We start from the raw sequence: 26086 nt of genomic DNA, 5'->3' as shown, positions 1-26086 counted from the left end.
CTCGGGAGATCTGACCATCGGATATCACCCGAAAGTCGTTTCAGGACAACGACTTGGGAGATTTTCAGGGCCGACTCGATCAGCTGGGCATGCGTTGAGATGAAAAAAGGCGGTCGCTGAGAAACCAGTGACCGCCTTCGAGACTGGGAAGGACGCTCAGCCGCTCAGGGCTTTGTGCCTTCCAGCAGTTCCTTCACGCCGGCTGCCAGTTGCTGGTCCTCGCCCTTGACGATGCGGGCTGGGTCGTTGGCGACTTGGATGTCGGGCTGGATCAGGGCCTTTTCCACGACATCTTCTTTTGTGATCCCACAGCTCCTGGCAGCGTGGCTCCGACGAAGCTGCCAACAGCTTGGTATGTGACTACTACCCAAGGGCATGGATCCTGGCCAAGTCTATCCATTAGCAGCTCACCGCCATCAAGCATTCGCTCAACTGTCGGCCTCGCAAAATTGTTGAATTCCATTCCTCGCAGGAAGTCTTCTCAGGGCTGACCGCGGACTTCATCGGAGGTCTCGCGCTTCAACCTTGAGACCGTCGCATCACGGATTCAGTGTGGGGTCTCGATGCAAAACCGAGCCGCGTGGACGGGGCATCGAGTAAGAAGCGGGAATTGACTTTGAGCGCGTGTGGAATATGGTTAATTTAGTATCAGGGCTTGCATCTCACATTGGGAGATGCCATATCCCCAGAAATCAGTTTGCACCCCTGTTTGGGTAAAGCCAATGTTTAAGGTTTTCCCTGCGAGTTTGGCAACCATCAACATTGCCAGCGCTTTTTTTGTATCAAGCACACCATTGGGCTTTGCATAGAAAATGCTGGTGTTGAACGGGGCGTAGTAGCAGTTTGGATCTCCGATTTGGCCGGAAACGCGTAAATAAACGCCGTCCGAAAACGCACTTGAGTTGCCGGTCAATATTTGACCAATGGAGATTGATTGAACTTCGAGCGCAGATGCAGTTGTGCAGGTAATTGCAGCGATTATGGCGGCCGTGATTCGATGCATTGGTTTCCCCCCGATGGGCAAATTCTTGTGGGTGAAAGGGACCGCCGCAGAGTCTGCCGGCGGCACCTCCAAGTTTGAATTGGCTTCGCTGACCGGTCAAGACTCCCCAGCGACTCAGCAGCCCAGATGGGCCTCAGCAGGTCACTGCAGCAGCCCTTTCAGCAGTTCCTTCACGCCGGCTTCGAGCTGCTGGTCATCGCCCTTGACGATGCGGGCTGGGTCGTTGGCGACCTGGATGTCCGGCTGGATCAAGGCCTTTTCCATGTACTGGCCCTTGGCGTCCACGAAGCCGACTTCGGGAATGCCGAAGTAGACGTTCGGGTCCTGCAGCGTTTCCCACCACACGGCCGTGCCGGTGCCTGCCACCGGCATGCCGACCAGCTTGCCTAGCCCCAAGTGCTGGTAGGTCCACGGGAACAGGTGCGCGTCGGAGTAGTTGCTTTCGCTGATCAGCACCAGCGAAGGCTTGGTCCACTTGCCGGTGGGCTCGGCGCCCAGGTGCTGGCCGCGCGGCACGAAGTCCAGGTAGGCCTTGCCGCTGAGCAGCGTGGCCAGTTCGTCGTGCAGGTTGCCGCCGCCGTTGAAGCGGGTGTCGACGATGACGGCCTGCTTGCCGCTGTGTCGGCCTAGCATCTCCGAATAGACCTGGCGGTAGCTGTCGTCGTCCATGCCGCGCACGTGCACGTAGCCGACCTTGCCGCCCGAGAGCTTCTCCGTCAGCGCGCGTTCGGCCTTGACCCAGCGCTTGTACAGCAGCTCGTTCTGCTCGCCGCCCGGGATGGGCTTGACCACCTCGTCGAAGCGCTGGTTCCTGGCCGGGTCGAACACACCGAGCACCACGCGCTTGCCAGCCTTCTGGTTCAGCAGCGAGTCGTATTCGGCACCGGCGGCAATCGTCACGCCGTCGATCTTCTCGATCACCATGCCGGGCTGGATGCGTGCCTCACCGGCCTGCAGCGGGCTGCCGTCGATGATCTCGGCCACCTTCAGGCCGGCGCCGGTGAAGGCCGGGTCGAAGAACACGCCCAGCTGGGCTGTGGCGTCGCCTGCGCCAGGCTTGCCGGTGTAGCCCGAGCCGGTGTGCGAGACATTCAGCTCGCCCAGCATTTCGCTCAGCAGCTCGGCAAAGTCCTCGCCGTTGGCGATGTAGGGCAGCTGGCGCTCGTAGACCTTGCGGTAACCGGCCCAGTCCACGCCATTCATGTCGGCCACGTAGAGCTTGGCCTGGGTCTGGCGCCAGACGTGGTCGAACATGTAGGCGCGTTCGGCACGCAGGTCCAGGTTCAGCTCGGCGGCGAACTTGACCGGCTCAGGCTTGACGGGGCCGTCTTCCTTGGGGAGTTTGAACTTCTGGATGCCGCCATCGGCCAGCACAAACACGGTTTCGCCCTTGGCGTCCAGTTGCAGGTCCACCGGCAGCGGGTCGCCGTGGCCACCCTTGCCAGCCGGGAAGCCGCCGACCTTCTTGTTCTCCTTGCTGCGCAGGCGGTTGACCCACAGCTCGATGCCGTCGGCCGTTTCCAGCAGGTAGACCAGGGCTTCGCCATCTTCCGAGAGCACCGCAGCGCGCACGTTGCCGGCGTTTGGCGTGAGCCGCACCACGCGGTCCTCGACCTGGTCCAGCTCCAGCTTCACCGGCTCGGGCAGGGTGATGGCGTCGTCGTCCTTCTCCTTGTCCTTGCCGCCCTTCTTGTCGGCCTTGGCTTCTTTCGCCTTGTCCTTTTCCTTCTTTTCCTCTTCTTCCTTCTTCAGCAGCGCGGCGTATTCGCCCTTGTCGAGGTTGAAGCGGTCGAAGGCCTCGCGGGTGAAGAACATCGCGTAGACGTCCTTCTGCGACGAGCCGGAGGCGCCGTGCATGCCGGTGCGGTCGGTCAGCCAGACCATCATCTGGCCGTTGCGTGCCCACTGCGGCGAGAAGTCGTCATAGCCGCTCTGGGTCAGGTTGACCAGCGGGCGCTTGCCCTGCGCATCGATCAGGCCGACCTCGGCACCCCAGCGGTTGCGGTCCACGAACTGGGTCAGCAGCGAGTGGCCGTCGGGCGACCAGTCGAACCACTGGTCGCCGTCGGCGTAGGAGTAGTTCCATTCGGCCGGCAGCACGGTGCGGGTCTGGCCGCTGGCCAGGTTCAGCACCTTCAGCGTGTTGCGGTTTTCCAGGTAGGCCACTTCCTTGCCGTCCGGCGAGTAGCGGGGCTGGAAGTTGTCCTTGCCGTTGCTCAGCAGCGTCTTGATCTGCACCTTGCCGGCGCTGTAGAAGTTCGGCGATTCCTTCTTGTTGCCGGGCAGGCTGGCTTCGTAAAGGCTCCAGGCGCCATCGCGCTCGCCGGCAAACAGCAGGCGCCGGCCGTCCGGGCTGAAGCTGACCGAGCGTTCCTGCGTCGGCGTGTCGGTGATGCGCTTGGTGTCGCCGAACTCGGACGAGGCGACAAACACCTCGCCACGAATCACGAAGGCCACTTCGTTGCCACTGGGGCTGGGCGACATCTCGGTCGCGCCCTGCGACAGGCGCTGCAGCTCGGTGCCGCGGGTGCGGGTGTCCGCGGCGATCTGCACGGCGACCTTGGTTGGCGCGCTGGCGCCCGGGGCCAGGCGGTAGAGCTCGCCGTCGTAGCCGAAGCTCAGCGTGCCGTTGCTGGCCATGCTGAGGAAGCGCACCGGGTTAGTCTTGAAGCTGGTGACCTGCACTGCCGCTTCGGGTTGGTTCAGCGGCATTTTCCAGACGTTGAACGAGCCGCTGCGCTCGCTGAGGAAATACACCGCCTGCTCGTCGGGCGACCAGACCGGGTTGCGGTCCTCGCCGCCGAAGGTGGTCAGCTGGCGGTGCTGGCCGGTCTTGGTGTCGTAGAGCCAGATGTCATGCGCCACCGGCGAGACATGGTGCTTGCGCCACAGGTTCTCGTAGCCTTTCCAGTCCTCGTACAGCATCTGCGTGCCGGCCTTGTTCAGCTGGGCCGAGAGGGCCGGCGTGCTGAGCAGCTGCACCGGGCGTTGGCCGGCTTCGACCGAAACCTTGTACAGCTCGCTGGCCTGGCCCGAGGGGAACATCAGGTTGCCGCGGGCGTCCATGCGGGTGCCGGAGAACAGCACTTCCTTGCCGTCTGGCGTGAAGCTCAGCGGCGTCTCGTTGGCCGAGTGCGTCGTCAGCCGGCGCGAAGGGCCGCCCTGGGCCGAAACCAGGAAGACATCGTAGTTGCCATAGAGGTTGGCCGCGTAGGCGATGCTGCGGCCGTCGGGCGACCACACTGCGCGCGAGTTGCTCTGGCCGTTGGCCACCAGCAGCCGGGCCTCGCCCCCCTCGGTGGGCACGATGAACAGGTTGCCCTGGAAGCTGAAGGCGATCTGGCTGCCGTCTGGCGAGATGGCGGGGTAGCGCATCCACAACGGATCCTTCAGGGGACCCAGCGCCGGGTTGGCTGGGGCGGGCGTGGCGGTCGGGGCTGCGGTGGCGGCCGTGACCAGACACAGCATGGCGGCCGCTTGGGCCAGCGCACGCAGGGGAGTCGAAAACAACATGGACGGTCCTGGACAGGGAGCGATGGTGACGGCAATTTGACACCAGCCGCACTGTCGTTTTTCTGTCCGCAATCCCCTTGAACGTGGCTCCCCGTTCGTCGCAAAGCACGCGACAACTAGCGGTATTTCTGCGTATGCCCGAGCCGCTCACCGCGGGCGCAGCTGGCCAGCAGTTCCGCCAGCCGTCGGGCCTGGGTGGCCGCCGTCTTGGGGCTGGTGACCCAGTGCACCGCCGTGCGCCGGTAGCCCGGGGGCTGGGCCAGGAAAAAGGCCAGGGCATCGGGCATCGCATGCAACTGCGCCGCCATCTCCGGCGGCAACTCCTGCGGCCGGGCGGCAAAGGTGTAGCCGGTCTGGTGCTCGGGCTTGCGCGCCTCGAACACCGCCAGCCCTTCCGGCCGCATGCGCCCCTCGGCCAGCAACACCGGCACCCGCTGCACGTTGACCATGCTCCACACGCTGCCGGGCCGGCGCGGCGTGAAGCGGATGCTGTAGCGCGCGTCGTCGATGCGCCGGCGCACGCCGTCGATCCAGCCCACGCACAGCGCCTCGTCCACCGACTCCGGCCAGGTCACGCTGGGCTGGCCGCTGCCCACCTTCCAGTAGCCCAGCAACAGCTCGGTCTGGGTGGCGTGGTGGCGCTTGAACCAGGCGTGCAACTGGGCTGGCGTGGCGAAATACAGGGCTTCGCTCATGGTGGTGCGCTGGCTGCGCTGGTTGTCGCGCCCGGTTCGCCCATCACCTGCGCCAGTGCGGCCGAGCGCAGCTGGCCCTTGCCGATGGGGCGGCCGGCGGCAAAGACCTGGAAGTCCGGCTGCTTCGCTTTCACGCGGAACGGCTGAAGGCAGCGGATGGCCAGGTCCTGCGTCTCGCCAGGGTTCAGCTGGCCCTCGGGCTCGTACAAGCGCAGCGCGCAGGTCAGCACTTCGGGCTCGCCAGAGAAGCGCAGCTGGGCCATGAAGTTGTGGAAGACGGGGGTGTCGCGCCCGCTCTTCAGGCTCAGCGGCCAGAGCTGCAGGTTCACCGCCACGTTGCGGTCGGCGGGGAACTGGAACAGCTCGGCATCGGCTGGTGGATCAGCCGCGAGAGCGCTCGCGCCGAAGATCAGCAACGGCACAGCCAAACGCCAGCGGGCAGAAAAGCGAAAACCAGCCATCGCCTTACCCGTTCGCCAGCGCCTGCAGCTTCTTCATCGTCGCCCAGTTGCGGCTGGTCGCGCGGTCCTTGAACAGCTTCTCGAAGGCCGGCGCCAGCTTGCTGTCCAGGATGCCTGGCTCGCAGCGCAGGTAGGCCACGCCAGGGCCGGTGGCAAAACCATCAGGCGCCCAGGCCTTCTCGCTCAGCTGCTTCAGCGCGGCGATGGTGGCCTCGCTGTCCGGCTCGCGCAGCACCGCCACCAGCAGGCGCGAGGCGATCTCGTCGGCGTCGTCCCAGGGCATGGCCGCGAGCATCGCGTCCAGCTGCGCGCCCGAGATCACCGTGGTCTTGCTCTGCACGCCCAGGTGTTGATCAATGGCCACCTCGATGGCCGTGGCCAGCTTCGCCGCGGTCGCCCGGCCGGTTGCGCTGAACACCACGTTGCCGCTGTTGAGCAGCGTGCTCACCTCGCCGTGGCCCAGCTCGGTCTCCAGCAGCGTGCGCAGCTCCGCCATCGCAATGCGCTTGGCCTTGCCGACGTTGATGCCGCGGAAGAGGGCGATCCAGCGGGCCATCAGACGGCGGCCTCCACCACCATCTGCACGCGCACCTGCCCCTGGAACTCGTCCACGCTGAGCCGGTACGCCAGCCGCACCGTTTCGGCCACCGGCTCGGCATGGCCGAACCAGATCGCGTCGCGCAGCGTGCCTTTGGGGCCGCCGTGGCGCACGCGCAGCTTCAGGTGCTTTTCGCCGACCAGCTTTTGCTGGATGACCACCACCTCGTCGCAGAAAACAGGTGCTTCAAAACCCTGGCCCCAGACCACGGCGTCCAGCTTGGCCACCGTCTCGGGGTTGAAGTATTCCGGCAGCAGCGGCCCATCGGTCGCCAGCTTGCGGGCCAGCGCTTCGGGCAGCAGCCATTCCTGGGCCACCTGCTGCAGCGCCTGGTCGAAGGTCTCGAAGTCTTCTTCGGCCAGCGTGCAGCCGGCCGCCATCGCGTGGCCGCCGAATTTCTTCAGCACGCCGGGGTGGCGCTTGGTCACCAGGTCCAGGGCGTCGCGCAGGTGGAAGCCGGGGATGGAGCGGCCGGAACCTTTGAGGAAGCCGTCTGCGCCCAGCGCAAAGACGAAGGTCGGCCGGTGCAGCCGGTCTTTCATGCGGCCGGCCACGATGCCGACCACGCCTTCGTGGAAGTCCGGGTCGAACAGCACCACGGCGGTGGGCGGCTGGCCTTCGGGCATCAGCGAGTCCAGCAGCAGCTCGGCCTGTTCGCGCATGCCGGCTTCCACGTCGCGCCGCTCGCGGTTGATCGCGTCCAGCTGCTGCGCGAGTTCGATGGCGCGGCCGGGGTCGTCGGTGGTCAGGCATTCAATGCCCAGCGTCATGTCCGACAGCCGGCCCGCGGCGTTGATGCGCGGGCCCAGCGCAAAGCCGAAGTCGAAGGCACTGGCCTTGGCGGGCTGGCGCGACGAGGCCGCAAACAGCGCCGCCACGCCCGGCTGCATGCGCCCGGCGCGGATGCGCCGCAGGCCTTGCGCCACAAGGCGGCGGTTGTTGCCGTCCAGCTTCACGACGTCCGCCACCGTGCCCAGCGCGACCAGGTCCAGCAGCGCGTCCAGCTTGGGCTGGGGTACGGCCTCATAAGCGCCGCGGCTTCGCAGCTCGGCGCGAAGCGCGAGCAGGGTGTAGAACATCACGCCCACGCCGGCCAGCGCTTTGCTGGGGAACTCACAGCCGGGCTGGCTGGGGTTCACGATCACGTTGGCATCCGGCAGCAGCACCTCGCCGTCCACCAACGCGGGCAAGTGGTGGTCCGTCACCAGCACCTGCATGCCCAGCGCGCGTGCATGGGCCACGCCGGCCTGGCTGGCAATGCCGTTGTCCACGGTCAGCAGCAGTTGCGGCTGGCACTGGGCCATGGCCAGGTCGACGATGGTCGGCGTCAGGCCATAGCCATGCACCGCGCGGTCCGGCACCACGTAGTGCAGCTGCGCGGGCTGTCCGCCCAGCATCGCCAGGCCGCGCAGCGCGACGGCGCAGGCCGTGGCACCGTCGCAGTCGTAGTCGGCCACCACGCAGATGCGGGCGCCGCTGGCCAGCGTGTCGGCGAGCAGCTTCGCTGCAGCGTCCGTGCCCTTGAGCAGGCTGGGCGGCAGCAACTGCTTCAGGTCGTCGTCCAGCTCGGCCGGCTCGCGCACGCCGCGCGCGGCGTACAGCCGCGCCAGCAGCGGGTGCACGCCGCTTTGCTCCAGTGCGTAGGCGGCGCGCGGCGGCACGTCGCGCAGGTGCAGGGAAGGGCTGCTTGTCATCGGGTTCTACAGGAAATCAAAGAGAGGCCAGCAGCGGTGCCGCGTGCACGCGGCCGGGCGCCAGCGGGCCGCGCTGCCACCAGGCCAGCGGGCGCGGCGTGTAGGTCTGCGCACGGCGTTCGCCGCAGAGGCTGAGCATGAAAGCCTGGCCGGCCGTCACGCTGGCCAGCGCCTCGGCCAGCGGGCCGGCGTCCAATGCGGCCCAGGCCTCGGCCCAGGTGGTCCAGTCGCCGGCCAGTGCGGGTGCGCGTAGGCAGTCGTCTGCCACGATGCCGGCGCCGGCGCTGGGCATCGGCTGCGTCGGCCCGGTGCCGCTGAGCCAGAAGGAGTTGACCGGCAACAGGCCACGCGCCTCGCGCTCGTCGTTGGCCGGATGGTTGTAGAGCAGCATCTGCACTTCGGCCTGCAGCCGGCGGATCAGCCGGGCCTGCGGGTGGGTGTTCAGCCACAGGTCCACATTGCGGCCGATCACCCGGTCCAGCGCCGCGGTCGGCAGGTTGCGCAGGCTGGGGTGCGTGGCGTACCAGCGCGTGGGTGCGCCCCACTGCAGCTTCCAGCCGTCTTCCTCGAACAGCGGGCGCAGCGCATCGAACAGCGTGCGCGACATCGCCTCGTCCAGCCCCAGCGTGGCCGGGTCGGTCAGCGAGACCTGGTCGGTGCCCACATGCCAGTGCGTCGGGCTCAGCAAGCCCCAGCCCAACTCGTCATCCGCCGGCGCCAGCCCGTCGCGTTGCGCGGCCACCGCCGCCATAGGCAACAACCCATCCTGCGCCGGCCCGGCTGGCCAACCCCAGGCGGCGGCCAGCACCTGCTCATGCGGCGCACTCAGCGAAAGCTCTTCGTCTTCCTCCGGCGCCGCGGCAGGCGCAAGCCCGGCCGGCTGGAGCCGACCGAGCAGTCGCTCCAGGTTTGGCAATGCCAGCGTTGAGATCGCGTGCTGGGCTGGCGGCGTCAGGGCGCTGGCGAAGGGGAGCACGAGATGCATGGAGCGATTATCGCGGCCTCTCCGGTAGCATCCGCCCCCATGAGTTCACTTCTTTCCGGGTCGGCCTGGCCGTACGAATGGCAGGTTGGCTGGCGCTACACGCGTGCAGGCCGGGCGGGGCGCCGCAATGGCTTCATTTCCTTCATCTCGTTTGTCTCGGTCATCGGCATTGCGCTGGGCGTGGCGGCGTTGATCATCGTGCTCAGCGTGATGAACGGCTTCCAGAAGGAGGTGCGGGACCGCATGCTGGCGGCCATTCCGCATGTGGAGCTGAATTCGGCGACTGACAATGCGCTGCCGGATTGGCATGTGCTGGCCGACAAGGCGAAGACGCTGCCGGAGGTGAAAGCTGCAGCACCGTTCATCGCGGCGCAGTCGCTGCTGGCGCGTGGCGAGGACATGCGGGGCGTGGTGGTGCGCGGCGTGTCGCCGGCCGACGAGGGCGGCGTGACCGACCTGGCCTCGCAGCTGAAGAAGGACGGCACGCTGGACCAGCTGCAGCCGGGCGCCTGGCGCATCATCCTGGGGGCTGAGCTGGCGCGCTTGCTGGGCGTGCGCGTGGGCGACTCGGTGACGCTGATCGCGCCGGGCGCGCAGGTGACGCCGGCTGGCGTGGCGCCTCGGTTCAAGCAGTTCACCGTGGCGGGCGTGTTCAGCGTGGGCCACTACGAATACGACAGCGCGCTGGCGCTGGTGCACCTGGACGATGCGGCCAAGCTCTATCGCCGGGACGGGCCGACCGGTGTGCAGCTTCGGCTGAACGACGTGCACAAGGCACGCGAAGTCGGCGTGCAGCTGTCCAGCCTGCTGGGACCGCAGGTGCTGGTGCGCGACTGGACGCGCACCAACGCCGCCTGGTACGACGCGGTGCAAATCGAAAAACGCATGATGGCCATCATCCTGACGTTGATCGTCGCGGTGGCGGCCTTCAACCTGGTCTCCACGCTGGTGATGACGGTGACCGACAAGCGGGCCGACATCGCCATCCTGCGCACGCTGGGCGCAAGCCCGGGGTCCATCATGGGCATCTTCGTCGTGCAGGGCGCCGCGGCCGGCGTGATCGGCACCTTTGCCGGCGTCAGCCTGGGGCTGCTGGTGGCCTTCAACATCGACGTGATCGTGCCCTTCATCGAGCACCTGCTGGGCGTGAGCTTCCTGCCAGGCAGCATCTACCTGATCAGCCGCATGCCCAGCGACCCGCAATGGGGCGACATCATGCCCATCGGCGTGATCTCGCTGGTGCTGTCCTTCCTGGCCACGCTGTACCCGAGCTATCGCGCCAGCCGCGTGAATCCTGCCGAGGCCCTGCGTTATGAATGAACCCAAGATGGCAGTCCGGCCAGGTGATGTGGCGCTGCAGTGCGCAGGCCTCAAGAAGCGTTTCATCGAAGGACCGCTGGACGTGCAGGTGCTGCGCGGCGTTGACCTGCAGGTGCGCGCTGGCGAGACGCTTGCCATCGTCGGCGCTTCCGGTTCCGGCAAGAGCACGCTGCTGCATTTGCTTGGCGGACTGGACGCGCCGACCGGCGGCAGCGTGACGCTGATGGGCGAGTGCTTCGACGCGATGAACGCCGCGCAGCAAGGCCGCTGGCGCAACCAGCACCTGGGCTTTGTCTACCAGTTCCACCACCTGCTGCCCGAGTTCAGCGCGCTGGACAACGTGGCGATGCCGCTGCGCATCCGCCGTGTGCCGACGCCGCAGGCGCGGGACGCGGCGCGCGCGGCACTCACGGAGGTTGGCCTGGGCGAGCGGGTCTTGCACCGGCCCTCCGAGCTTTCCGGCGGCGAGCGGCAACGCGTGGCGCTGGCGCGGGCGCTCGTCAGCCAACCGGCCTGCGTGCTGGCCGACGAGCCCACCGGCAACCTGGACCGCGACACGGCCGACAAGGTCTTCGCGCTGATGCTGCAACGCGCCCGCGAGCGGGGCCTGGCCTTTGTGCTGGTGACCCACGACGCGGCGCTGGCCGCGCGCTGCGACCGCAGCTTGCGCATGGAGGCAGGCCGGTTGCTGGCGCCGGCCACCGAAGCCGCATGAGACACCTGCGCGGGCCGAGCGCCGGGCCGCTCCCAAGCCGGCCCGCATCCCCTCGGGGGATCGGGCGACCTACTCGTCGCACGAGGGGCTGACGTGCCCACGATGTGGATCGACACCCACTGCCACCTGGACGCGCCGGAGTTCGATGCGGACCGGGATGCTGTGGTGGCGCGGGCGCGGGCCGCAGGCGTGGACATGCTGGTGCTGCCGGCGGTGGCGGTCTCCAACTTCGACACCGTGCGCGAGCTGGCGCACCGGCACCTGCTGAGCTACGCGCTGGGCATCCACCCGCTGTGCGTGGACGAGGCCAACGAGGCCGACCTGGACACGCTGGCCGCGGCGCTGAAGGCACACGCCGGCGATCCGCGCCTGGTGGCCGTCGGCGAGATCGGGCTGGATCACTTCGTGCCGGGCCTGGACCGCGAGAAGCAGGAGCGCTTCTACTGGGCGCAGCTGAAGCTGGCGCGTGCCGCGGACCTGCCAGTGCTGCTGCATGTGCGCCGCTCGGCGGACGCGGTGCTCAAAGGCCTGCGGCGTGTCGAGGGCGTGGGCGGCATTGCCCATGCGTTCAACGGCAGCGCCCAGCAGGCGGACGAGTTCGTCAAACGCGGCTTGCGCCTGGGCTTTGGCGGCGCGATGACCTTCGAGCGCGCGAACCAGATCCGCGAGCGCTTGGTGGCCGTGCCCGAGACGGCGCCGGTGATGGAAACCGACGCGCCCGACATCCCGCCGCACTGGCTTTACCGCACGGCAGAGCAGCGCGCCGCGGGTGAGGTGACCGGCCGCAACGAGCCCGCCGAGCTGCCGCGCATTGCGCAGACGCTGGCCGAGCTGCGAGGCTGGACCACCGAACAGGCCGCGGCGCAGACCCGGGCCAACGCCTTTGCGGCCTTGCCCCGGCTGGCCGCCTTGATGGCGGGCTGAGGCTTCAGTTCGGCGCCGAGGCAGGCACCGCGGCTGTCGCGGTCGACCGCATGCTGGTGGCAGGCTGGAAGCCAGGGTCGCCGAGGTTCCAGGCCAGGAAGGCGAACACGTCGGCCAGTTCGGCGTTGCGCTGCTCGGCCGTCTGGCTCACGCCGTGGCCGCCGGCCGTCTCCACCCGCAGCAGCACCGGTGCGCCGCTGGCGGTGGCAGCGGACAAACGGGCGAAGGTCTTGAACGAGATCCACGGGGCCACGCGCTTGTCGTTCATGCCCGTGGTGAACAGCACGGCCGGGTAGCGCGTGCCGGGCTGCAGGTGTTCGTAGGTGCTCATGGCCAGCAGCTGGCGCATGCCGGCCTCGGTCTTCACCGAGCCCATTTCCAGCTCGTGATTCGGGCCGTTGTCGGTGGCTTCGACGAAGCGCACGCTGTCGGTGATGCCCACGCGCACCACGGCGGCGGCAAACAGCTCCGGCGCCTCGGTGATGGCCCGGCCCACGGCCACGCCACCCATGCTGGTGCCGATGATGGCCAGCTTGTCCTTGCGGGTGTAGCCGCGCGCGACCACCGCCTTGGCGCAGGCGATCATGTCCTTCCAGGTGTTGGGCTTGGTGGCGCCCACGCCGGCCTGGTACCACTCGTGGCCATAGGCGCCACCGCCGCGCGGCTTCACGTCCACCCAGATGCCGCCGCGCTGCAGCCACGGGTCCAGCTTGCGGTTGAAGTAAGCCGTCTCGGCCATGCCATAGCCGCCGTAGCCGTCCAGCACCGTCATGTGGCTGCCGTCCTTGGCCAGGCCCTTTTTGTAGATCAGCGACATCGGTACCTCGACCCCGTCGTGGCTTGTGCAGGTGGCTTCTTCCGACACCCAGTCCTGGCCGACGCCGCTGCGGTCGGGCGGGATCAGCGGGCTGGCCGTGGCGCGCAGGTCCTGCACCACGTAGGCCTGCAGCGCCTTGGTCCAGCCTTGCAGCGTGACCACCACGCCAGGCCGGTGCGGTTGCGCGCCCAGGAACGAGACCGCGCCTTCGAACGGCAACTGCACCTGGGCCGCCTTGTCCACACCCGCACCATGCGGCAGCCGGTACAGCTTGCTGACCGAGCCTTGGCGCACGATGTAGTACAGCCCGTCCTGCACGGCAGTGATCTCGTCGATCACGCCCACTTGCTGCGGCACCACGGCCACTGGCGGCAGAGTCGGCGCACGCAGGTCGTAGCGCAGCACCTGGTAGCGCGGCGCATCCTGCGCGCTGCGGGCGTAGACCCACGGGCCTTGCTGCGCCACGCCGCGCGCCCGGATGTCCTCGCCGAACAAGGTCTGCCAGGCGGCCGCCGCAGTGGGCTTCAGCAGCGCCTCTTGCGGCGCGAACATCACGCGGGCATTGGCGCCCACCCCGTCGCTCAGCTGCAGCACGGCAAAACCGGGGTTGCTCTGGCTGTCGGCCCAGACCCAGTCGCGTTCGCGGATCTGCGGGCCCATGGCTGCTGTTGCCTGGCCTGCACCCAGCAGCAAGGCGTCTTCGCCACCGGCCAGGCGGCGCAGGTGGGCCTGCATCTTGCCGAAGGCGGCGCCACCCGGGGTCAGGGCGTCAGCACCGCGCATGTAGATCAGCGCGCGGCTGTCTGGCAGCCACATGCCGGGGATCTCGCCCCAGATGCCGGGCACTGGCGGCATTTCATCGCGGCCGTCCTTGGTGCTGAACACGCGCAGGTCGCCCAGCTCGGCGTCGGCCTTGGAGACGACGGCGGCCACGTGCCTGCCGTCCGGCGAGGCGGCGATGTTGTTGATCGAGTGGGCCACGCCCGTCTGCTTCTCCCACTTCTCAGGGTCCAGCAGCAAGCGCTCGGGCGCGCTGGCACTGGCGCGCGTGTAGAGCTTGGCCACGCGGGCGCCGGGCTCGCGCTTCAGGTAGAACCAGGCGCCACTGCGGGCAATGTCCAGCGAGACGATGGCCGGACTGCGGTTGGCGTCCAACGCCTGGATGCGCTCGCGCAGCGGCTGCAGGCCGGGCAGGGCGTCCAGTTGGGTGCGGGTGTAGGCGGCTTGCGCCGCGGCCCAGGCCTGGGTGCTGGGCGAGCTGAGGTCTTCGAGCGCGCGGTATGGGTCGGCCACGCGGGCGCCGGGGTAGTCGGTGACCAGGTTGCCCGGTGGCGCCACGGGTGGCAGCTCGACGGCCTGCGTGCCCGCGCAGAACAGCACGGCCAACACCACGCTCAGCCGCGAGATCGCGCGCGCTGCGGGAGGGCGCGGCAGACGAAGTTCGGCGAGGCGTGCGAGTGGCATGGCGGGCGTCCTGATGTTGCGGCTTGCGCAGTGTCCGGTGCGGCTGCGGGGCGCACCATCCCCCGTCTGCAGGACAGCCCCGGGCTTGCGCCATTCGCATGGACAATGCCGCGATGCTGGCTGGCTTTGCTCCCTTGACCGACGCCCGCACCCGACTGCTGGTGCTGGGCAGTTTCCCCGGCGTGGCCTCGCTGGATGCGGCGCAGTACTACGCCCATCCGCGCAACCAGTTCTGGCCCATCGTCGGCCAGTTGCTGGGGCTGGACCTGAAGGCCATGGCCTACGAAGACCGGCTGGCCGCCGTGCGCGAGCGCGGGCTGGGCATCTGGGACGTGTACGCCGCCTGCGAGCGCGAAGGCAGCCTGGACAGTGCGATCCAGCAAGCCGAGTTCAACGACTTCGCCAGCCTCATCCCCACGCTGCCGCTGCTGCGCGGCATCGCCCACAACGGCGGCGAATCGGCCCGCGCGCAGCGCTTCACAGCCAGCTTCGGCGTGCCGGTCTTCAAGCTGCCCTCCACCAGCCCGGCCAATGCCTCCTGGTCTTTCGAACGCAAGCTGGCCGCCTGGCGGCGGGTGTTTGCCGAATGCGGCCTGATCGAACCCTAGTTTTCATGCCTTCCAAGAAAACCAACACCGCTGCCGAGCCCGAGATGGTCGGCGCCACGATGTCCGAATATGACGGCGTGCGTTTCCTGCACCTGGACTCCATCTGGATCCAGGGCGCCATGCGCATTTCCAAGCCCAACCAGCTGGAGCTGGAGTACATCCAGCGCATGATGGCCTGGCTGCTGTGGCGGCCGGAAGAGGAGGTGACCGAGGGCCACAGCGTGCAGCTGGGCCTGGGCGCCGCAGCCATCACCCGCTTCACGCACAAGGTGCTGCGCATGAAGACGACTGCAGTGGAGATCAACCCGTCCGTCATCCAGGCCTGCCGTCTCTGGTTCCGCCTGCCGGACGACGACGCCAAGCTCAGCGTGGTGAACCAGAACGCCGCCCGCTGGGTGCTGGACCCGGCCAACCGCCACACGGCGCAGGTGCTGAACGTGGACCTCTACGACCACGACGCCGCCGAGCCGGTGCTGGACGACGAGCCCTTCTATGCCGCCTGCCGCGACGTGCTGGACGAAGGCGGGCTGATGACCGTCAACCTGTTCGGCCGCCACGCCAGCTTCCAGCGCAGCGCCGCGCGCATTGCCCGCGTCTTCGGGCTGGACCAGGTCTGGAGCCTGCGGCCCACGCAGGAGGGCAACACGGTGGTCGTGGCAGCCCGGCATGTAAAGGTGCCGGACCGCGAGACCCTGACCGCGCGCGCCGCTAACATCGAAAGCCGCTTCGGCCTGCCGGCGCGCAAGTGGCTGCGCATGGTGCGGCCACTGGATCCGGCCGTGCTGGCCGGGCCTGCCAGCTGATGATGTCCTTGCTTGCTAGCCATTGATGAACGCTCCGATCCGCGCCGCTGACCGTCCCGCCGCCGCCCCGCGCGGCCCGCTGGACATGCGCCATCTGCTCAAGTGGCTTCGCGACGATGGCGCGCTCAGCACTGAGGAGGCCGAGCGCCTGGTGCGGCGCTTCGGCCAGGCGGGCTCCAGCCTGCATCCGCTGCTGCGCCTGGGCGGTGCCGGCCTGGTGGACGCGCGCAACCAGCAGCAGCTGACCGTCGAGACGCTGACCGCCTGGCTGGGCCAGCGCTTCAACCTGCCGGTGCTGAAGATCGACCCGCTGCGTGTGGAAGCCAGCCGGGTGCAGGAGGTCATGTCCCAGGCCTATGCCGAGAGCCGACGAGCGCTGCCGGTGGCAGTGGGCCCAACCGAGATCACCATCGCCACCTGCGAGCCGTTTGCGGTCGACTGGGTGGCCGAGATCGAGGCCCACACCAAGCGCAAGATCCGCCTGGTGCTGACTTCGCCCGACGAAGTGGCACGCTTCACCGCCGAGTTCTACCAGCTCGCGCAAAGCGTGCGCGTGGCCCGCAAGAGCAGCGCGGACAGCGGCGCCTCGAACAACTTCGAGGCCCTGGTCGACCTGAAGTCCAAGGACACGCTGGACGCCAATGACCAGGGCGTGATCCAGATCGTCGACTGGCTGTGGCAATACGCCTTCGAGCAGCGCGCCAGCGACATCCACCTGGAGCCGCGGCGCGACACCGGCGCGGTGCGTTTTCGCATTGACGGCGTGCTGCACACGGTGCACCAAGTGCCGCAGACGGTGATGGCGGCGATGACCGCGCGCATCAAGCTGCTGGGCCGCATGGACGTGATCGAGCGCCGCCGGCCGCAGGACGGCCGCATCAAGACGCGCCGGCCGGACGGGCAGGGCGAGGTCGAAATGCGGCTGTCCACGCTGCCCACCGCCTTTGGCGAGAAGGTGGTGATGCGGATCTTCGACCCGACCGCTGCCAACAAGCCCTTCGACGCGCTGGGTTTCTCGGCTGACGAGGCCAGCCGCTGGCGCGGCCTGATCGAGCGGCCGCACGGCATCATCCTGGTCACCGGCCCGACGGGCTCGGGCAAGACGACCACGCTGTACGCCACGCTGAAGAAGCTGGCGACCGACGAGGTCAACGTCTGCACGGTCGAAGACCCGATCGAGATGATCGAGCCCAGCTTCAACCAGACGCAGGTGCAGCCTTCCGTGGATCTTGGCTTTGCCGAGGGCCTGCGCGCGCTGATGCGGCAGGACCCGGACATCATCATGGTCGGCGAAATCCGCGACCTGGAAACCGCCGAGATGGCGATCCAGGCCGCGCTCACCGGCCACCTGGTCTTCTCGACGCTGCACACCAACGACGCGCCCTCGGCCATCACCCGCATGGTGGACCTGGGCGTGCCGCCGTACCTGATCTCGGCCACCGTGGTTGGCGTTTTGGCCCAGCGCCTGGCGCGCACGCTGTGCAAGGCTTGCGCCGTGCCGGATCCGCTGATCACACCCGAGATGCTGCAGGACCAGGCCAAGCCTTTCAAGCTGACCTGCCCGCTGCGCCCGCACAAGGCCGTGGGCTGCCAGATCTGCCGCGGCACCGGCTACCGCGGCCGCTCGTCGCTGTACGAACTGATGGTGATGGAGCAGGCCCACCAGGAGGCCATTCACCCGCGGCTGGAGCCTGCCTTGCTGCGCCAGCGCGCACTGGAAAAAGGCCTGCAGCCGCTGCGGCTGGCTGGGCTGAACAAGGTCGCCCAGGGCATCACCACGCTCGAAGAAGTGCTGCGTTCCACCCCGCGTTGGGAGGGTTGAGCCCCCTCAGCGAATCCGTTCGCCCTGAGCCTGTCGAAGGGTCGCGCGCGACGACCTGACAAGGCTTCGACAAGCTCAGCCCGAACGGGGAAAGTGGCTCAGCCCGAACGGGAAAGGTGACTCAGCCCGAACGGGGAAAGTGACTCGTCTGGCGCCCCCACACCGTTCGCCCTGAGCTTGTCGAAGGGTCCCGGTCTAGGCATTGGGCTTACGTGTATTCCACAGCGGCCTGTCATGGCTCGCTGCCTAGAATCTGTCGGGAACCTGTCATTGGAGGAGATCTCGTGAAGATAAAGAGTCAGAAGGACTTCTGGTCCGGCCTGATGTTCGTGGCGGTGGGCATTGCCTTCGCCTGGGGCGCCACTGAATACAGCTTCGGCAGTTCGGCCCGCCCGGGTCCGGGTTACTTCCCGTTTGGCCTCGGCATCCTGATGGCTGTGCTGGGTGGCGTGGTGCTGTTCAAGGCGCTGACCATCGAGTCGGCCGACGGCGATCCGGTCGGCAGCTTTGCCTGGCGGCCACTGCTCATCATCCTGGCCGCGGTGTTTGTCTTCGGCCTGACGCTGGAGCGCCTGGGCATGTTCATCTCGCTGCCGCTGCTGGTGATCATCTCCAGCCTGGCCAGTGAAGAGTTCAGCTGGCGTGCCGCCATCCTGAACGCCGTGGTGCTGACCGCAATGTCCTGGGCCGTTTTCGTGCTCGGCCTCAAGTTGATCATTCCGCTGTGGCCGACCATGTTCGGCCTGGGCGGCTGAAAGGGCAGTTGCAGTCATGGACCTGATTTCAAACCTCGGCATCGGCTTTCACACGGCCTTCACGCTGACGAACCTGGCCTACGCGTTTTTCGGCGCGATCCTGGGCACGCTGATCGGCGTGCTGCCCGGCCTGGGCCCGGTCGCGACCATCGCGATGCTGTTGCCGTCCATCTATTCGCTGGACGCCACGCCGGCGCTGATCATGCTGGCCGGCATCTACTACGGCGCGCAGTACGGTGGCTCGACCACTGCCATCCTGATCAACGTGCCGGGTGAATCCAGCTCGGTGGTCACAGCCATCGACGGCTACCAGATGGCCCGCAAGGGCCGCGCCGGTGCGGCGCTGGCTGCGGCCGGCCTGGGCTCGTTCTTCGCGGGTTGCGTGGGCACCATCATCATCGCGGCCTTCGCGCCGCCCTTGACCGAACTGGCCTTCAAGTTCGGCCCGGCCGAGTACTTCTCGCTGATGGTGCTGGGCCTGATCGGTGCGGTGGTGCTGGCCTCGGGCTCGCTGGTCAAGGCGATCTGCATGATCCTGCTGGGCCTGCTGCTCGGCCAGATCAACACCGACGTGATCTCCGGCACGCCGCGCTACAGCTTCGACATTGCCGAGCTGACCGACGGCATCAACTTCGTGACCATCGCGATGGGTGTGTTCGGCTTCGGTGAAATCATCGCCAACCTCGGCCAGCCGGCCGAGCACCGCGAAGTCTTCACCAAGGATGTGAAGGGCCTGTGGCCGACCAAGCAGGACTTCATGGACGCCTGGCCCGCCGTGCTGCGCGGCACCGCGCTGGGTTCCATCCTCGGCGTGCTGCCGGGTGGCGGTGCCTTGCTGGCCTCGTTCGCGGCCTACACGCTGGAGAAGAAGACCCGCGGCCGCAAGGGCGAAGTGCCGTTCGGCCAGGGCAACATCCGCGGCGTGGCGGGTCCCGAGTCGGCCAACAACGCCGGCGCGCAGACCAGCTTCATCCCGATGCTGACGCTGGGCATCCCGCCCAACGCGGTGATGGCGCTGATGGTGGGTGCGATGACCATCAAGGGCATCCAGCCCGGCCCGCAGGTCATGACCAGCAACCCGGAGCTGTTCTGGGGCCTGATCGCCTCGATGTGGATCGGCAACCTGATGCTGGTGATCCTGAACCTGCCGCTGATCGGCATGTGGATCAAGCTGCTGACGGTGCCTTACCGCCTGCTGTTCCCGGCCATCCTGACCTTCTGCTGCATTGGCCTGTACACGCTGAACAACAACACCTTCGACGTCTACATGGCGGTCGGGTTCGGCTTCGTCGGCTACCTGTTCTACAAGCTGGGCTGCGAGCCTGCGCCGCTGCTGCTGGGTTTCATCCTCGGACCGATGATGGAAGAGAACCTGCGCCGTGCGTTGCTGCTGTCGCGTGGTGACTGGGCCACCTTCATGACGCGTCCGCTGTCGGCGGGCCTGCTGATCGCCGCGGCCTTGATGATCGTGGTCGTGATGCTGCCGTCCATCAAGAACAAGCGCGAAGAAGCCTTCCAGGAAGACTGATGACAGCACGCCTACCGCTTCGCTGCGGTGTGGCGGGTCCGTGATGACCCGTACCTCTGATGGCCCCGCCAAGCCCTACGCTCGGCGGGGCTTTTTTGTTCAGGCGGTCCTTCCGCGATGATTGCGTGTGCCCATGCGTGAAGTTCCACCGCCAGATGACAGCGACCCCCAGGCCAGGCTGCCGCTGGGGACCGAGATGGAGGTACCGGGTCCGGTAGAAGCCGCCGTGGAGGCTGCGGCCATCGCGCCGGAAGTGCCGGCGTCCCCGGTGCCTGCCGAACTCGGCGCCGAACTGGAGGCCGAGGCCGCCGCCGGCGCGCCAGGCCCCGTGCTGCCGCAGGAAGCCACGCCGCCGGTGCCGATGCGCAGCTCGGCGCTGGCGCCGCTGGAGGTACCGGTCTTCCGCATGCTGTGGCTGGCCTGGCTGACGGCCAACATCACCATGTGGATGAACGACGTGGCGGCCGGCTGGCTGATGACCACGCTGAGCACCAGCACCACGATGGTGGCGTTGGTGCAGGCCGCGTCCACACTGCCGGTCTTCCTGCTGGGCCTGCCCAGCGGTGCGCTGGCCGACCTGCTCGACCGCCGCCGCTACTTCGCCGCCACGCAGCTGTGGGTCGGGCTGAATGCCGCAGTGCTGGCGGTCGTGGCGCTGGCAGACGGCATGAACGCCGGCCTGCTGCTGCTGCTGACCTTCACCAACGGCATTGGCCTGGCGCTGCGCTGGCCGGTGTTCGCGGCCATCGTGCCGGAGGTCGTGCCGCCGCATCACCTGGCCGGCGCACTGGCGCTCAATGGCGTGGCGATGAACCTGTCGCGCATCATCGGCCCCATCCTGGCCGGCGTGCTGCTGGCTTCGTTTGGCAGTGCCTGGGTGTTCGTCACCAACACGCTGCTGTCGCTGCTGGCCTTTGTCATCATCCTGCGCTGGCAGTCGCAGCAGAAGCGCCAGAGCGCACTGCCGGGCGAACGTTTTGTCGGCGCGATGCGCGTGGGCGCGCAGCACGTCTGGCAGTCGCCGCGGCTGCGTGGCGTGCTCACCCGCATCTTCCTGTTCTTCCTGCATTCGGCCGCGCTCTTGTCGATGCTGCCGCTGGTGGCGCGGCTGCTGGGCGGCGGCGCGCACCTGTTCACCGCGCTGCTGGCCTGCCAGGGCGCGGGCGCCATCACCGCGGTGATGCTGTTCCCGCGCTGGCGGGCCCGCTTCGATGCCTCGCGCTTCATCACCTGGGGCCCGGCTGCGCATGCCGGGGCCACCCTGCTGGTGGTGGTGGCGCCGCATCCAGCCGTCGCGATGTTGGCCATGTTCGTGGCCGGCATGGCCTGGATCTCGACCGCCAACACGCTGACGGTGGCCGCCCAGATGGCGCTGCCCGACTGGGTGCGCGCCCGCGGCATGGCGATCTACCAGATGGCGCTGATGGGCGGCACTGCGGCCGGCTCGGCGCTGTGGGGCCAGGTGGCCGAGCACCTGGGCGTGCGCTGGAGCCTGACCGCCTCGGCGCTGTTCGGCTTGGCGGTGCTGGCGGTGGTGCGCAAGCGCGAGCTGCCCAGCGCCGCTGAGGACCACAGCCGCGCAAAGCCATTCAGCGCACCGAACCCGGCCATTGACATCGATCCCGACGAAGGTCCGGTGATGGTCACCGTCGAGTACCTGATCGACCCGGCGCGGGCGGCCGAATTCGCGCGGGTGATGCAGGACACCAAGCGCGCACGGCTGAGGCAGGGCGCGCTGTCCTGGGGCCTGTTCCGTGACAGCGAGCGGGTGGGCCGCTACGTCGAATATTTTGTTGACGAGAACTGGGTCGAGCACCTGCGCCGTCAGGAGCGATTCACTGCCGCGGACGCGGGCCTGCGCGCGCAGCGCCTGCAGTTCCACCTCGGCGCGCACGACCCGGTTGTCAGTCGCTACCTGGCCGAGCAAGCCACCTTGTAGTGCTGGCCGAGCAGGCCACCTTGTCAGGCGCGAGCCTGCGAAGCCAGGCTTGTGCAGTCGAGAAGCCCGCCGCGCCCGTTGATTCGCCGAGGCTGCGAAGATCCACCCCTTGACCGGCCACCCGCCGCCATTGCCATGTTCGACTACGCCAATCCTTACCCCAGCGCCCGCCTGCCGGTGTTCGCGCGCAACGTCGTCGCCACGTCTCATCCGCTGGCTGCGCAGGCAGGGCTGAAGCTGCTGGCGCAGGGCGGCAACGCTGTGGACGCGGCCATTGCCGCCGCCGCCGCGATGACGGTGCTGGAGCCCTGCAGCAACGGTCTGGGCTCGGACGCCTTCTGCATCCTCTGGGACGGCCAGCAACTGCACGGCCTGAATGCCTCGGGCCGCGCGCCCGCCGCCTGGTCGCCCGGCTACTTCCAGCAGAAATACGGCGACGGCCGCGCCACGCCACCGGTGCGCGGCTGGGATGCCGTGACCGTGCCCGGCGCGGTGGCTGCCTGGGTCGCACTCAGTGAGCGTTTCGGCCGCCTGCCGCTGGCGCAAGTGCTGGCGCCGGCCGCCGAGATCGCCGAGCGCGGCTACGCGGTGCCTGTCGTCGTGCAGCAGAAATGGGCCGCTGCCGCCGCGCTGCCCGAACTCACCCGCCAGCCCGGGTTTACGGATGTGTTCCTGCCCAGGGGCCGGGCGCCAGCGGTGGGCGAACGTTGGGCCATGCCTGGCGCGGCCCGCACGCTGCGCGCCATTGGCGAAACCCGCGGACGAGCGTTCTACGAGGGCGAGATCGCCGAGGCGCTGGCCGCAGCCGCGAAGGCGCAAGGCGGCGCGATGACGGTGGCCGACCTGGCCGGCTACCAGCCCGAGTGGGTCGATCCCATCGGCATGGATTACCTGGGCCACCGGCTGCACGAGATTCCGCCGAACGGGCAGGGCATTGCCGCGCTGATCGCGCTGGGCATCCTGAAGCAGTGGGACCACGCATCGCTGCCCATCGACAGCGCCGAGGCCCAGCACCTGCAGATCGAAGCGATGAAGCTGGCCTTCGCGGATGTGTACCGCTTCGTTGCAGAGCCTGGCGCAATGGCCGTCACGGCGGAACAGCTGCTGGAGCCGGCCTACCTCGCCGAGCGCGCGAAGCTGATCGACCCTGCGAGGGCCCAGGACTTCGGCGCCGGCAATCCCGTCAAGGGCGGCACCATCTACCTGACCGCCGCCGATGAAGAAGGCCGCATGGTCAGCTTCATCCAGAGCAACTACATGGGTTTCGGCTCCGGCGTGGTGCTGCCCGAGTGGGGCATCAGCCTGCAGAACCGCGGCCATGGTTTTTCGCTGGACCCGGCGAGCGCGAATGTCGTTGCGCCGGCCAAGCGCCCGTTCCACACCATCATCCCGGCCTTCCTGACCAAGGACGGCAAGCCGGTGATGAGCTTTGGCGTGATGGGCGCGAACATGCAGCCACAGGGGCACCTGCAGACCCTCGTGCGCATGCTGGCGCATGGCCAGAACCCGCAGGCCGCCTGCGACGCGCCGCGCTGGCGCTACAACCAGGGCCTGTCGCTGAACGTCGAGGCCCACATTGCGCCTGCCGTGCTCGCGGGGCTGCGCGAGCGTGGCCACCAGATCGAGCAAATCAACGACAGCTACCAGGACTTCGGCGCCGGCCAGTTCATCTGGCGCCTTGGCGACCCCGCGGTGGACGGCTTTGTCGCCGCCAGCGACCCCCGCCGCGACGGCGCCGCCGTCGGCTTCTGACCCCCGCATGAAATTCCAAGACCTGCGCGCCGCTTGGCGCACCGACTTCATCCTGCACCGCTTCGACGCCGAGTTGATCGAACGTGACGACTGCCTGGTCGTTCGCACCCCCGCCAACCCCAACTTCTACTGGGGCAACTTCCTCGCGCTGCCGCATACGCCGGCTGATGGCGACCTGGCGCATTGGCTGGGCCGTTTCAACGACGAAGTGGCCGCTGGCCGGCCCGAAGTGCGGCATGTGGCCTTTGCCTTCAACAGCGACGCACCACCGCCCGACGCGCTGCCGAGCTGGCGCGCCGCAGGCTTCGAGCGCTACGACAGCGAGGTACTGGCGCTTCAGCGCGGTGAACTGCAGCGGCCTCCTGCGCCGCGCGGCGAAGTCCTCGTCCGGCCTGTCGATTGGGCCCAGGATTTGCCCGCGCTGGTGGAACTGCAATGCACCGACACCGACGGCCACGCGCCAGCCGGTTACCGCCGTTTCCGCGAGCGCCAGATGGCGCGCTATGCGGCCATGCAGCGCAGCGGCATTGCCGAGTGGTTCGGCGTCTGGTGCGATGGCGTTTTGGCGGCCGACTGCGGCTTGCTGCGTGACGGCGAAGTCGGCCGCTTCCAGCACGTCGAGACGCATCCGGACTGGCGCCGCCGCGGCCTGTGCCGCTCATTGGTCGCCGCGGTCTGCGAATGGGGGTTCGCGAACTGGGACCTGCAGCGCCTGCTGATGAAGGCCGATCCGGACGACGTGGCGATTGGCATCTACCGCTCTGTCGGCTTCCAGGGTTTCGACCGCGACTGGGCGCTGCAGCGGCGCGCACCAGACGACGGTGGCCTCGCAGTCCTGGAGACCGAAGCATGAGCGCCGCCTCCTCGGCCAGCCTCGCCCAGCCGCACCCGCTGCGCACCGGCCTGCCGCTGGCTTTTGCCGGCGCCATCGCGTTTTCCGGCAAGGCCATCATCGTCAAGCTGGCCTACCGGCACGGCGTGGACGCGGTCACGCTGATCATGCTGCGCATGCTGTTCGCGCTGCCGTTTTTCCTGCTGCTTTCGTGGTGGGCCGGGCGCGGCAAACCCGCACTCGGTCTGCGCGACTGGCTGGCCATCCTCGGCCTGGGTTTTTCCGGCTACTACCTGGCCAGCCTGCTGGACTTCATGGGCCTGGCCTACATCAGCGCCAGCCTGGAGCGGCTGATCCTCTACCTCGGCCCGACCATCGTGCTGGTGATGTCGGTGCTGCTGGGCCGGCAGCGCTTCACGCCGCGCGCGGTGTTGGCCATGCTGGTCAGCTACGCCGGTACGCTGTTGGTGTTTGGCAGCGAGATGAGCCTGCAAGGCACGCACACCGTGCTGGGCGGCCTGCTGGTGTTTGGCAGCGCGATCAGCTATGCGTGCTACCTGGTTGCCAGCGGCGAAGTCGTCAAGCGGGTCGGCTCACTGCGCCTCACGGGTCTGGCCTCCACGGTGGCCTGCGGCCTGTGCATCGCGCATTTCCTGGTGACCCGGCCGATCAGCGGGCTGGCCGAAGTGCAGCCTGCGGTGCTGTGGTTGTCGGTGCTGAACGCGACCGCCTGCACCGTCGCGCCGGTCCTGATGACGATGATGGCCATCGAACGCCTGGGCCCCACGCTGACCGCGCAAGCCGGCATGATCGGCCCGATGAGCACCATCTTCATGGGCATTGCGCTGCTGGGCGAAAGCTTCACGCCGGTGCTGCTGCTGGGCACGGCGCTGGTGCTCAGCGGCGTCTGGATCGTCACCCGTTCGCGCACCCCGGCTGCGGCCACCGTCGCGCCGCCGGGCGCGCCGGCCGAGCCAACGGTCGAGCGCTGAATCTCAACTCTTCAATGGAGCACAACACATCATGGATCTGGGGCTGAACGGCAAATGGGCGCTGGTTTGCGCCGCCAGCAAGGGGCTGGGCAAGGGCTGCGCGCAGGCGCTGGCGGCCGAAGGCGTCAACGTGGTCATCACCGCCCGCGGTGCCGAGGCGCTGGCCGCCACCGTGGCCGAATTGCGCGCATCGAACCCGTCCGTGCAGGTGCGTGGCGTGGTGGGGGACATCACCACCGCCGAAGGCCGCGCCAACGCGCTGGCCGCCTGCCCGCAGGTCGACATCCTGGTCAACAACGCAGGTGGCCCACCGCCCGGCGATTTCCGCGACTGGGACCGCGACGCGTGGATCGCCGCGCTGGACGCGAACATGCTCACGCCCATCGAGCTGATCAAGGTCGTGGTGGACGGCATGGCCGAACGCGGCTTCGGCCGCGTGGTGAACATCACCTCCGGCGCCGTCAAGGCACCGATTGCCACGCTGGGCCTGTCCAACGGCGCCCGCAGCGGCCTGACCGGCTTCGTCGCCGGCCTGGCCCGTCAGCCCCAACTTGCCGCCCGCAACGTGACGATCAACAACCTGCTGCCCGGCGCCTTCGACACCGAGCGCCTGCAAAAGACCATGGCCGGCGCCGCCGCCACCAGCGGCCGCCCGGTCGAGTCCCTGCGCGACCAACGCCGCCTCGCCATCCCGGCCCAGCGTTTCGGCCAACCTGAAGAATTCGGCGCGGCGTGTGCCTTCCTGTGCAGTGTGCAGGCGGGCTACATCACTGGGCAGAACGTCCTCCAGGACGGCGGGTCATTTTCGGGGACGTTCTAAACGTGTTGGCCGCGATTGAGTGAACTCCAATGGGCGGCTTGAGCTC

22 protein-coding genes are annotated in these 26086 nt (G+C 68.1%); 13 read left to right on the top strand and 9 right to left on the bottom strand.

What is annotated here, in order from left to right:
* Positions 1–164 precede the first annotated feature (164 nt).
* The 8 genes from AC3WR5_RS23235 to AC3WR5_RS23200 form a co-directional block, all read right to left on the bottom strand.
* Complete coding sequence (locus tag AC3WR5_RS23235; RefSeq protein WP_492487486.1) at positions 165–287, bottom strand: hypothetical protein; 123 nt, start codon at positions 285–287, stop codon at positions 165–167.
* Positions 288–637: 350 nt separating this feature from the next.
* Positions 638–1003: a hypothetical protein gene (locus AC3WR5_RS23230; protein ID WP_492487484.1), complete on the bottom strand. Its 366-nt coding sequence runs from the start codon at positions 1001–1003 to the stop codon at positions 638–640.
* 141 nt (positions 1004–1144) lie between these two features.
* Positions 1145–4516: a S41 family peptidase gene (locus AC3WR5_RS23225; RefSeq protein ID WP_492487482.1), complete on the bottom strand. Its 3372-nt coding sequence runs from the start codon at positions 4514–4516 to the stop codon at positions 1145–1147.
* Positions 4517–4632: 116 nt separating this feature from the next.
* Complete coding sequence (locus tag AC3WR5_RS23220) at positions 4633–5211, bottom strand: YdeI/OmpD-associated family protein (RefSeq protein WP_492487481.1); 579 nt, start codon at positions 5209–5211, stop codon at positions 4633–4635.
* Positions 5208–5633, bottom strand: a complete 426-nt coding sequence (locus AC3WR5_RS23215) for a hypothetical protein (RefSeq protein ID WP_492487479.1) — start codon at positions 5631–5633, stop codon at positions 5208–5210. Before AC3WR5_RS23215 ends, AC3WR5_RS23220 begins: the two co-directional genes overlap by 4 nt.
* Before the next feature lie 43 nt (positions 5634–5676).
* A complete protein-coding gene (locus tag AC3WR5_RS23210; RefSeq protein WP_492487477.1) occupies positions 5677–6228 on the bottom strand; it encodes a DUF1697 domain-containing protein in 552 nt (183 codons plus the stop codon).
* The gene (gene recJ, locus AC3WR5_RS23205; RefSeq protein ID WP_492487475.1) at positions 6228–7964 is read right to left on the bottom strand and encodes a single-stranded-DNA-specific exonuclease RecJ; all 1737 of its coding nucleotides are present in this window, start codon (positions 7962–7964) and stop codon (positions 6228–6230) included. Before recJ ends, AC3WR5_RS23210 begins: the two co-directional genes overlap by 1 nt.
* A gap of 16 nt (positions 7965–7980) precedes the next feature.
* Positions 7981–8949 (bottom strand): hypothetical protein, encoded by a 969-nt coding sequence (locus AC3WR5_RS23200; RefSeq protein WP_492487473.1) that lies wholly within the window; start codon positions 8947–8949, stop codon positions 7981–7983.
* 39 nt (positions 8950–8988) lie between these two features.
* On the opposite strand from AC3WR5_RS23200, the gene AC3WR5_RS23195 reads away from it, so the two are divergent.
* From AC3WR5_RS23195 to AC3WR5_RS23185, 3 genes are all read left to right on the top strand, one after another.
* On the top strand, positions 8989–10269 hold the full coding sequence (locus tag AC3WR5_RS23195; protein ID WP_492487472.1) for a lipoprotein-releasing ABC transporter permease subunit: 1281 nt from the start codon (positions 8989–8991) through the stop codon (positions 10267–10269).
* Positions 10262–10984, top strand: coding sequence for an ABC transporter ATP-binding protein (locus tag AC3WR5_RS23190; protein ID WP_492487470.1), 723 nt, complete (start codon positions 10262–10264; stop codon positions 10982–10984). The genes AC3WR5_RS23195 and AC3WR5_RS23190 overlap by 8 nt, the downstream gene beginning before the upstream one ends.
* A 102-nt stretch (positions 10985–11086) precedes the next feature.
* The gene (locus tag AC3WR5_RS23185; RefSeq protein ID WP_492487494.1) at positions 11087–11908 is read left to right on the top strand and encodes a TatD family hydrolase; all 822 of its coding nucleotides are present in this window, start codon (positions 11087–11089) and stop codon (positions 11906–11908) included.
* Between the two features lie 4 nt (positions 11909–11912).
* On the opposite strand, the gene AC3WR5_RS23180 is transcribed toward AC3WR5_RS23185, so the two are convergent.
* The gene (locus AC3WR5_RS23180) at positions 11913–14189 is read right to left on the bottom strand and encodes a prolyl oligopeptidase family serine peptidase (protein WP_492487468.1); all 2277 of its coding nucleotides are present in this window, start codon (positions 14187–14189) and stop codon (positions 11913–11915) included.
* Between the two features lie 98 nt (positions 14190–14287).
* On the opposite strand from AC3WR5_RS23180, the gene AC3WR5_RS23175 reads away from it, so the two are divergent.
* The 10 genes from AC3WR5_RS23175 to AC3WR5_RS23130 all read left to right on the top strand — a co-directional run bounded on the left by AC3WR5_RS23175 (position 14288) and on the right by AC3WR5_RS23130 (position 26040).
* The gene (locus AC3WR5_RS23175) at positions 14288–14797 is read left to right on the top strand and encodes a DNA-deoxyinosine glycosylase (protein ID WP_492487467.1); all 510 of its coding nucleotides are present in this window, start codon (positions 14288–14290) and stop codon (positions 14795–14797) included.
* Positions 14798–14802: 5 nt separating this feature from the next.
* Positions 14803–15600 carry a spermine/spermidine synthase domain-containing protein gene (locus AC3WR5_RS23170; RefSeq protein WP_492487465.1) on the top strand — a complete coding sequence of 266 codons (798 nt, stop codon included), beginning with the start codon at positions 14803–14805 and terminating at the stop codon, positions 15598–15600.
* 25 nt (positions 15601–15625) lie between these two features.
* Positions 15626–17422, top strand: coding sequence for a GspE/PulE family protein (locus AC3WR5_RS23165; protein WP_492487463.1), 1797 nt, complete (start codon positions 15626–15628; stop codon positions 17420–17422).
* Positions 17423–17706: 284 nt separating this feature from the next.
* Positions 17707–18177 carry a tripartite tricarboxylate transporter TctB family protein gene (locus AC3WR5_RS23160; protein ID WP_492487462.1) on the top strand — a complete coding sequence of 157 codons (471 nt, stop codon included), beginning with the start codon at positions 17707–17709 and terminating at the stop codon, positions 18175–18177.
* A gap of 16 nt (positions 18178–18193) precedes the next feature.
* Positions 18194–19705: a tripartite tricarboxylate transporter permease gene (locus AC3WR5_RS23155; RefSeq protein WP_141289147.1), complete on the top strand. Its 1512-nt coding sequence runs from the start codon at positions 18194–18196 to the stop codon at positions 19703–19705.
* Positions 19706–20066: 361 nt separating this feature from the next.
* Positions 20067–21644, top strand: a complete 1578-nt coding sequence (locus AC3WR5_RS23150) for an MFS transporter (RefSeq protein WP_231011245.1) — start codon at positions 20067–20069, stop codon at positions 21642–21644.
* Between the two features lie 135 nt (positions 21645–21779).
* Complete coding sequence (locus AC3WR5_RS23145; protein ID WP_492487461.1) at positions 21780–23396, top strand: gamma-glutamyltransferase family protein; 1617 nt, start codon at positions 21780–21782, stop codon at positions 23394–23396.
* A 7-nt stretch (positions 23397–23403) separates the two neighbouring features.
* Positions 23404–24249 carry a GNAT family N-acetyltransferase gene (locus tag AC3WR5_RS23140; RefSeq protein WP_492487460.1) on the top strand — a complete coding sequence of 282 codons (846 nt, stop codon included), beginning with the start codon at positions 23404–23406 and terminating at the stop codon, positions 24247–24249.
* Positions 24246–25220 (top strand): DMT family transporter, encoded by a 975-nt coding sequence (locus AC3WR5_RS23135; protein WP_492487458.1) that lies wholly within the window; start codon positions 24246–24248, stop codon positions 25218–25220. Before AC3WR5_RS23140 ends, AC3WR5_RS23135 begins: the two co-directional genes overlap by 4 nt.
* Positions 25221–25251: 31 nt before the next feature.
* Complete coding sequence (locus tag AC3WR5_RS23130) at positions 25252–26040, top strand: SDR family oxidoreductase (protein ID WP_492487456.1); 789 nt, start codon at positions 25252–25254, stop codon at positions 26038–26040.
* Positions 26041–26086 lie beyond the last annotated feature (46 nt).

The organism is Ideonella sp. FW305-24, from assembly GCF_058788035.1.
The sequence above is the reverse complement of the archived record's forward strand: the minus strand, read 5'-3'. Positions and strand labels throughout refer to the sequence as shown.

What these genes read in the sequence shown, in the direction of transcription:
- AC3WR5_RS23230 (WP_492487484.1), bottom strand. Translation starts at nt 1,003, where the DNA reads ATGCATCGAATCACGGCCGCCATAATCGCTGCAATTACCTGCACAACT.
- AC3WR5_RS23225 (WP_492487482.1), bottom strand. Translation starts at nt 4,516, where the DNA reads ATGTTGTTTTCGACTCCCCTGCGTGCGCTGGCCCAAGCGGCCGCCATG.
- AC3WR5_RS23220 (WP_492487481.1), bottom strand. Translation starts at nt 5,211, where the DNA reads ATGAGCGAAGCCCTGTATTTCGCCACGCCAGCCCAGTTGCACGCCTGG.
- AC3WR5_RS23210 (WP_492487477.1), bottom strand. Translation starts at nt 6,228, where the DNA reads ATGGCCCGCTGGATCGCCCTCTTCCGCGGCATCAACGTCGGCAAGGCC.
- recJ (WP_492487475.1), bottom strand. Translation starts at nt 7,964, where the DNA reads ATGACAAGCAGCCCTTCCCTGCACCTGCGCGACGTGCCGCCGCGCGCC.
- AC3WR5_RS23200 (WP_492487473.1), bottom strand. Translation starts at nt 8,949, where the DNA reads ATGCATCTCGTGCTCCCCTTCGCCAGCGCCCTGACGCCGCCAGCCCAG.
- AC3WR5_RS23195 (WP_492487472.1), top strand. Translation starts at nt 8,989, where the DNA reads ATGAGTTCACTTCTTTCCGGGTCGGCCTGGCCGTACGAATGGCAGGTT.
- AC3WR5_RS23190 (WP_492487470.1), top strand. Translation starts at nt 10,262, where the DNA reads ATGAATGAACCCAAGATGGCAGTCCGGCCAGGTGATGTGGCGCTGCAG.
- AC3WR5_RS23185 (WP_492487494.1), top strand. Translation starts at nt 11,087, where the DNA reads ATGTGGATCGACACCCACTGCCACCTGGACGCGCCGGAGTTCGATGCG.
- AC3WR5_RS23180 (WP_492487468.1), bottom strand. Translation starts at nt 14,189, where the DNA reads ATGCCACTCGCACGCCTCGCCGAACTTCGTCTGCCGCGCCCTCCCGCA.
- AC3WR5_RS23175 (WP_492487467.1), top strand. Translation starts at nt 14,288, where the DNA reads ATGGACAATGCCGCGATGCTGGCTGGCTTTGCTCCCTTGACCGACGCC.
- AC3WR5_RS23170 (WP_492487465.1), top strand. Translation starts at nt 14,803, where the DNA reads ATGCCTTCCAAGAAAACCAACACCGCTGCCGAGCCCGAGATGGTCGGC.
- AC3WR5_RS23165 (WP_492487463.1), top strand. Translation starts at nt 15,626, where the DNA reads ATGAACGCTCCGATCCGCGCCGCTGACCGTCCCGCCGCCGCCCCGCGC.
- AC3WR5_RS23155 (WP_141289147.1), top strand. Translation starts at nt 18,194, where the DNA reads ATGGACCTGATTTCAAACCTCGGCATCGGCTTTCACACGGCCTTCACG.
- AC3WR5_RS23150 (WP_231011245.1), top strand. Translation starts at nt 20,067, where the DNA reads ATGCGCAGCTCGGCGCTGGCGCCGCTGGAGGTACCGGTCTTCCGCATG.
- AC3WR5_RS23145 (WP_492487461.1), top strand. Translation starts at nt 21,780, where the DNA reads ATGTTCGACTACGCCAATCCTTACCCCAGCGCCCGCCTGCCGGTGTTC.
- AC3WR5_RS23140 (WP_492487460.1), top strand. Translation starts at nt 23,404, where the DNA reads ATGAAATTCCAAGACCTGCGCGCCGCTTGGCGCACCGACTTCATCCTG.
- AC3WR5_RS23135 (WP_492487458.1), top strand. Translation starts at nt 24,246, where the DNA reads ATGAGCGCCGCCTCCTCGGCCAGCCTCGCCCAGCCGCACCCGCTGCGC.
- AC3WR5_RS23130 (WP_492487456.1), top strand. Translation starts at nt 25,252, where the DNA reads ATGGATCTGGGGCTGAACGGCAAATGGGCGCTGGTTTGCGCCGCCAGC.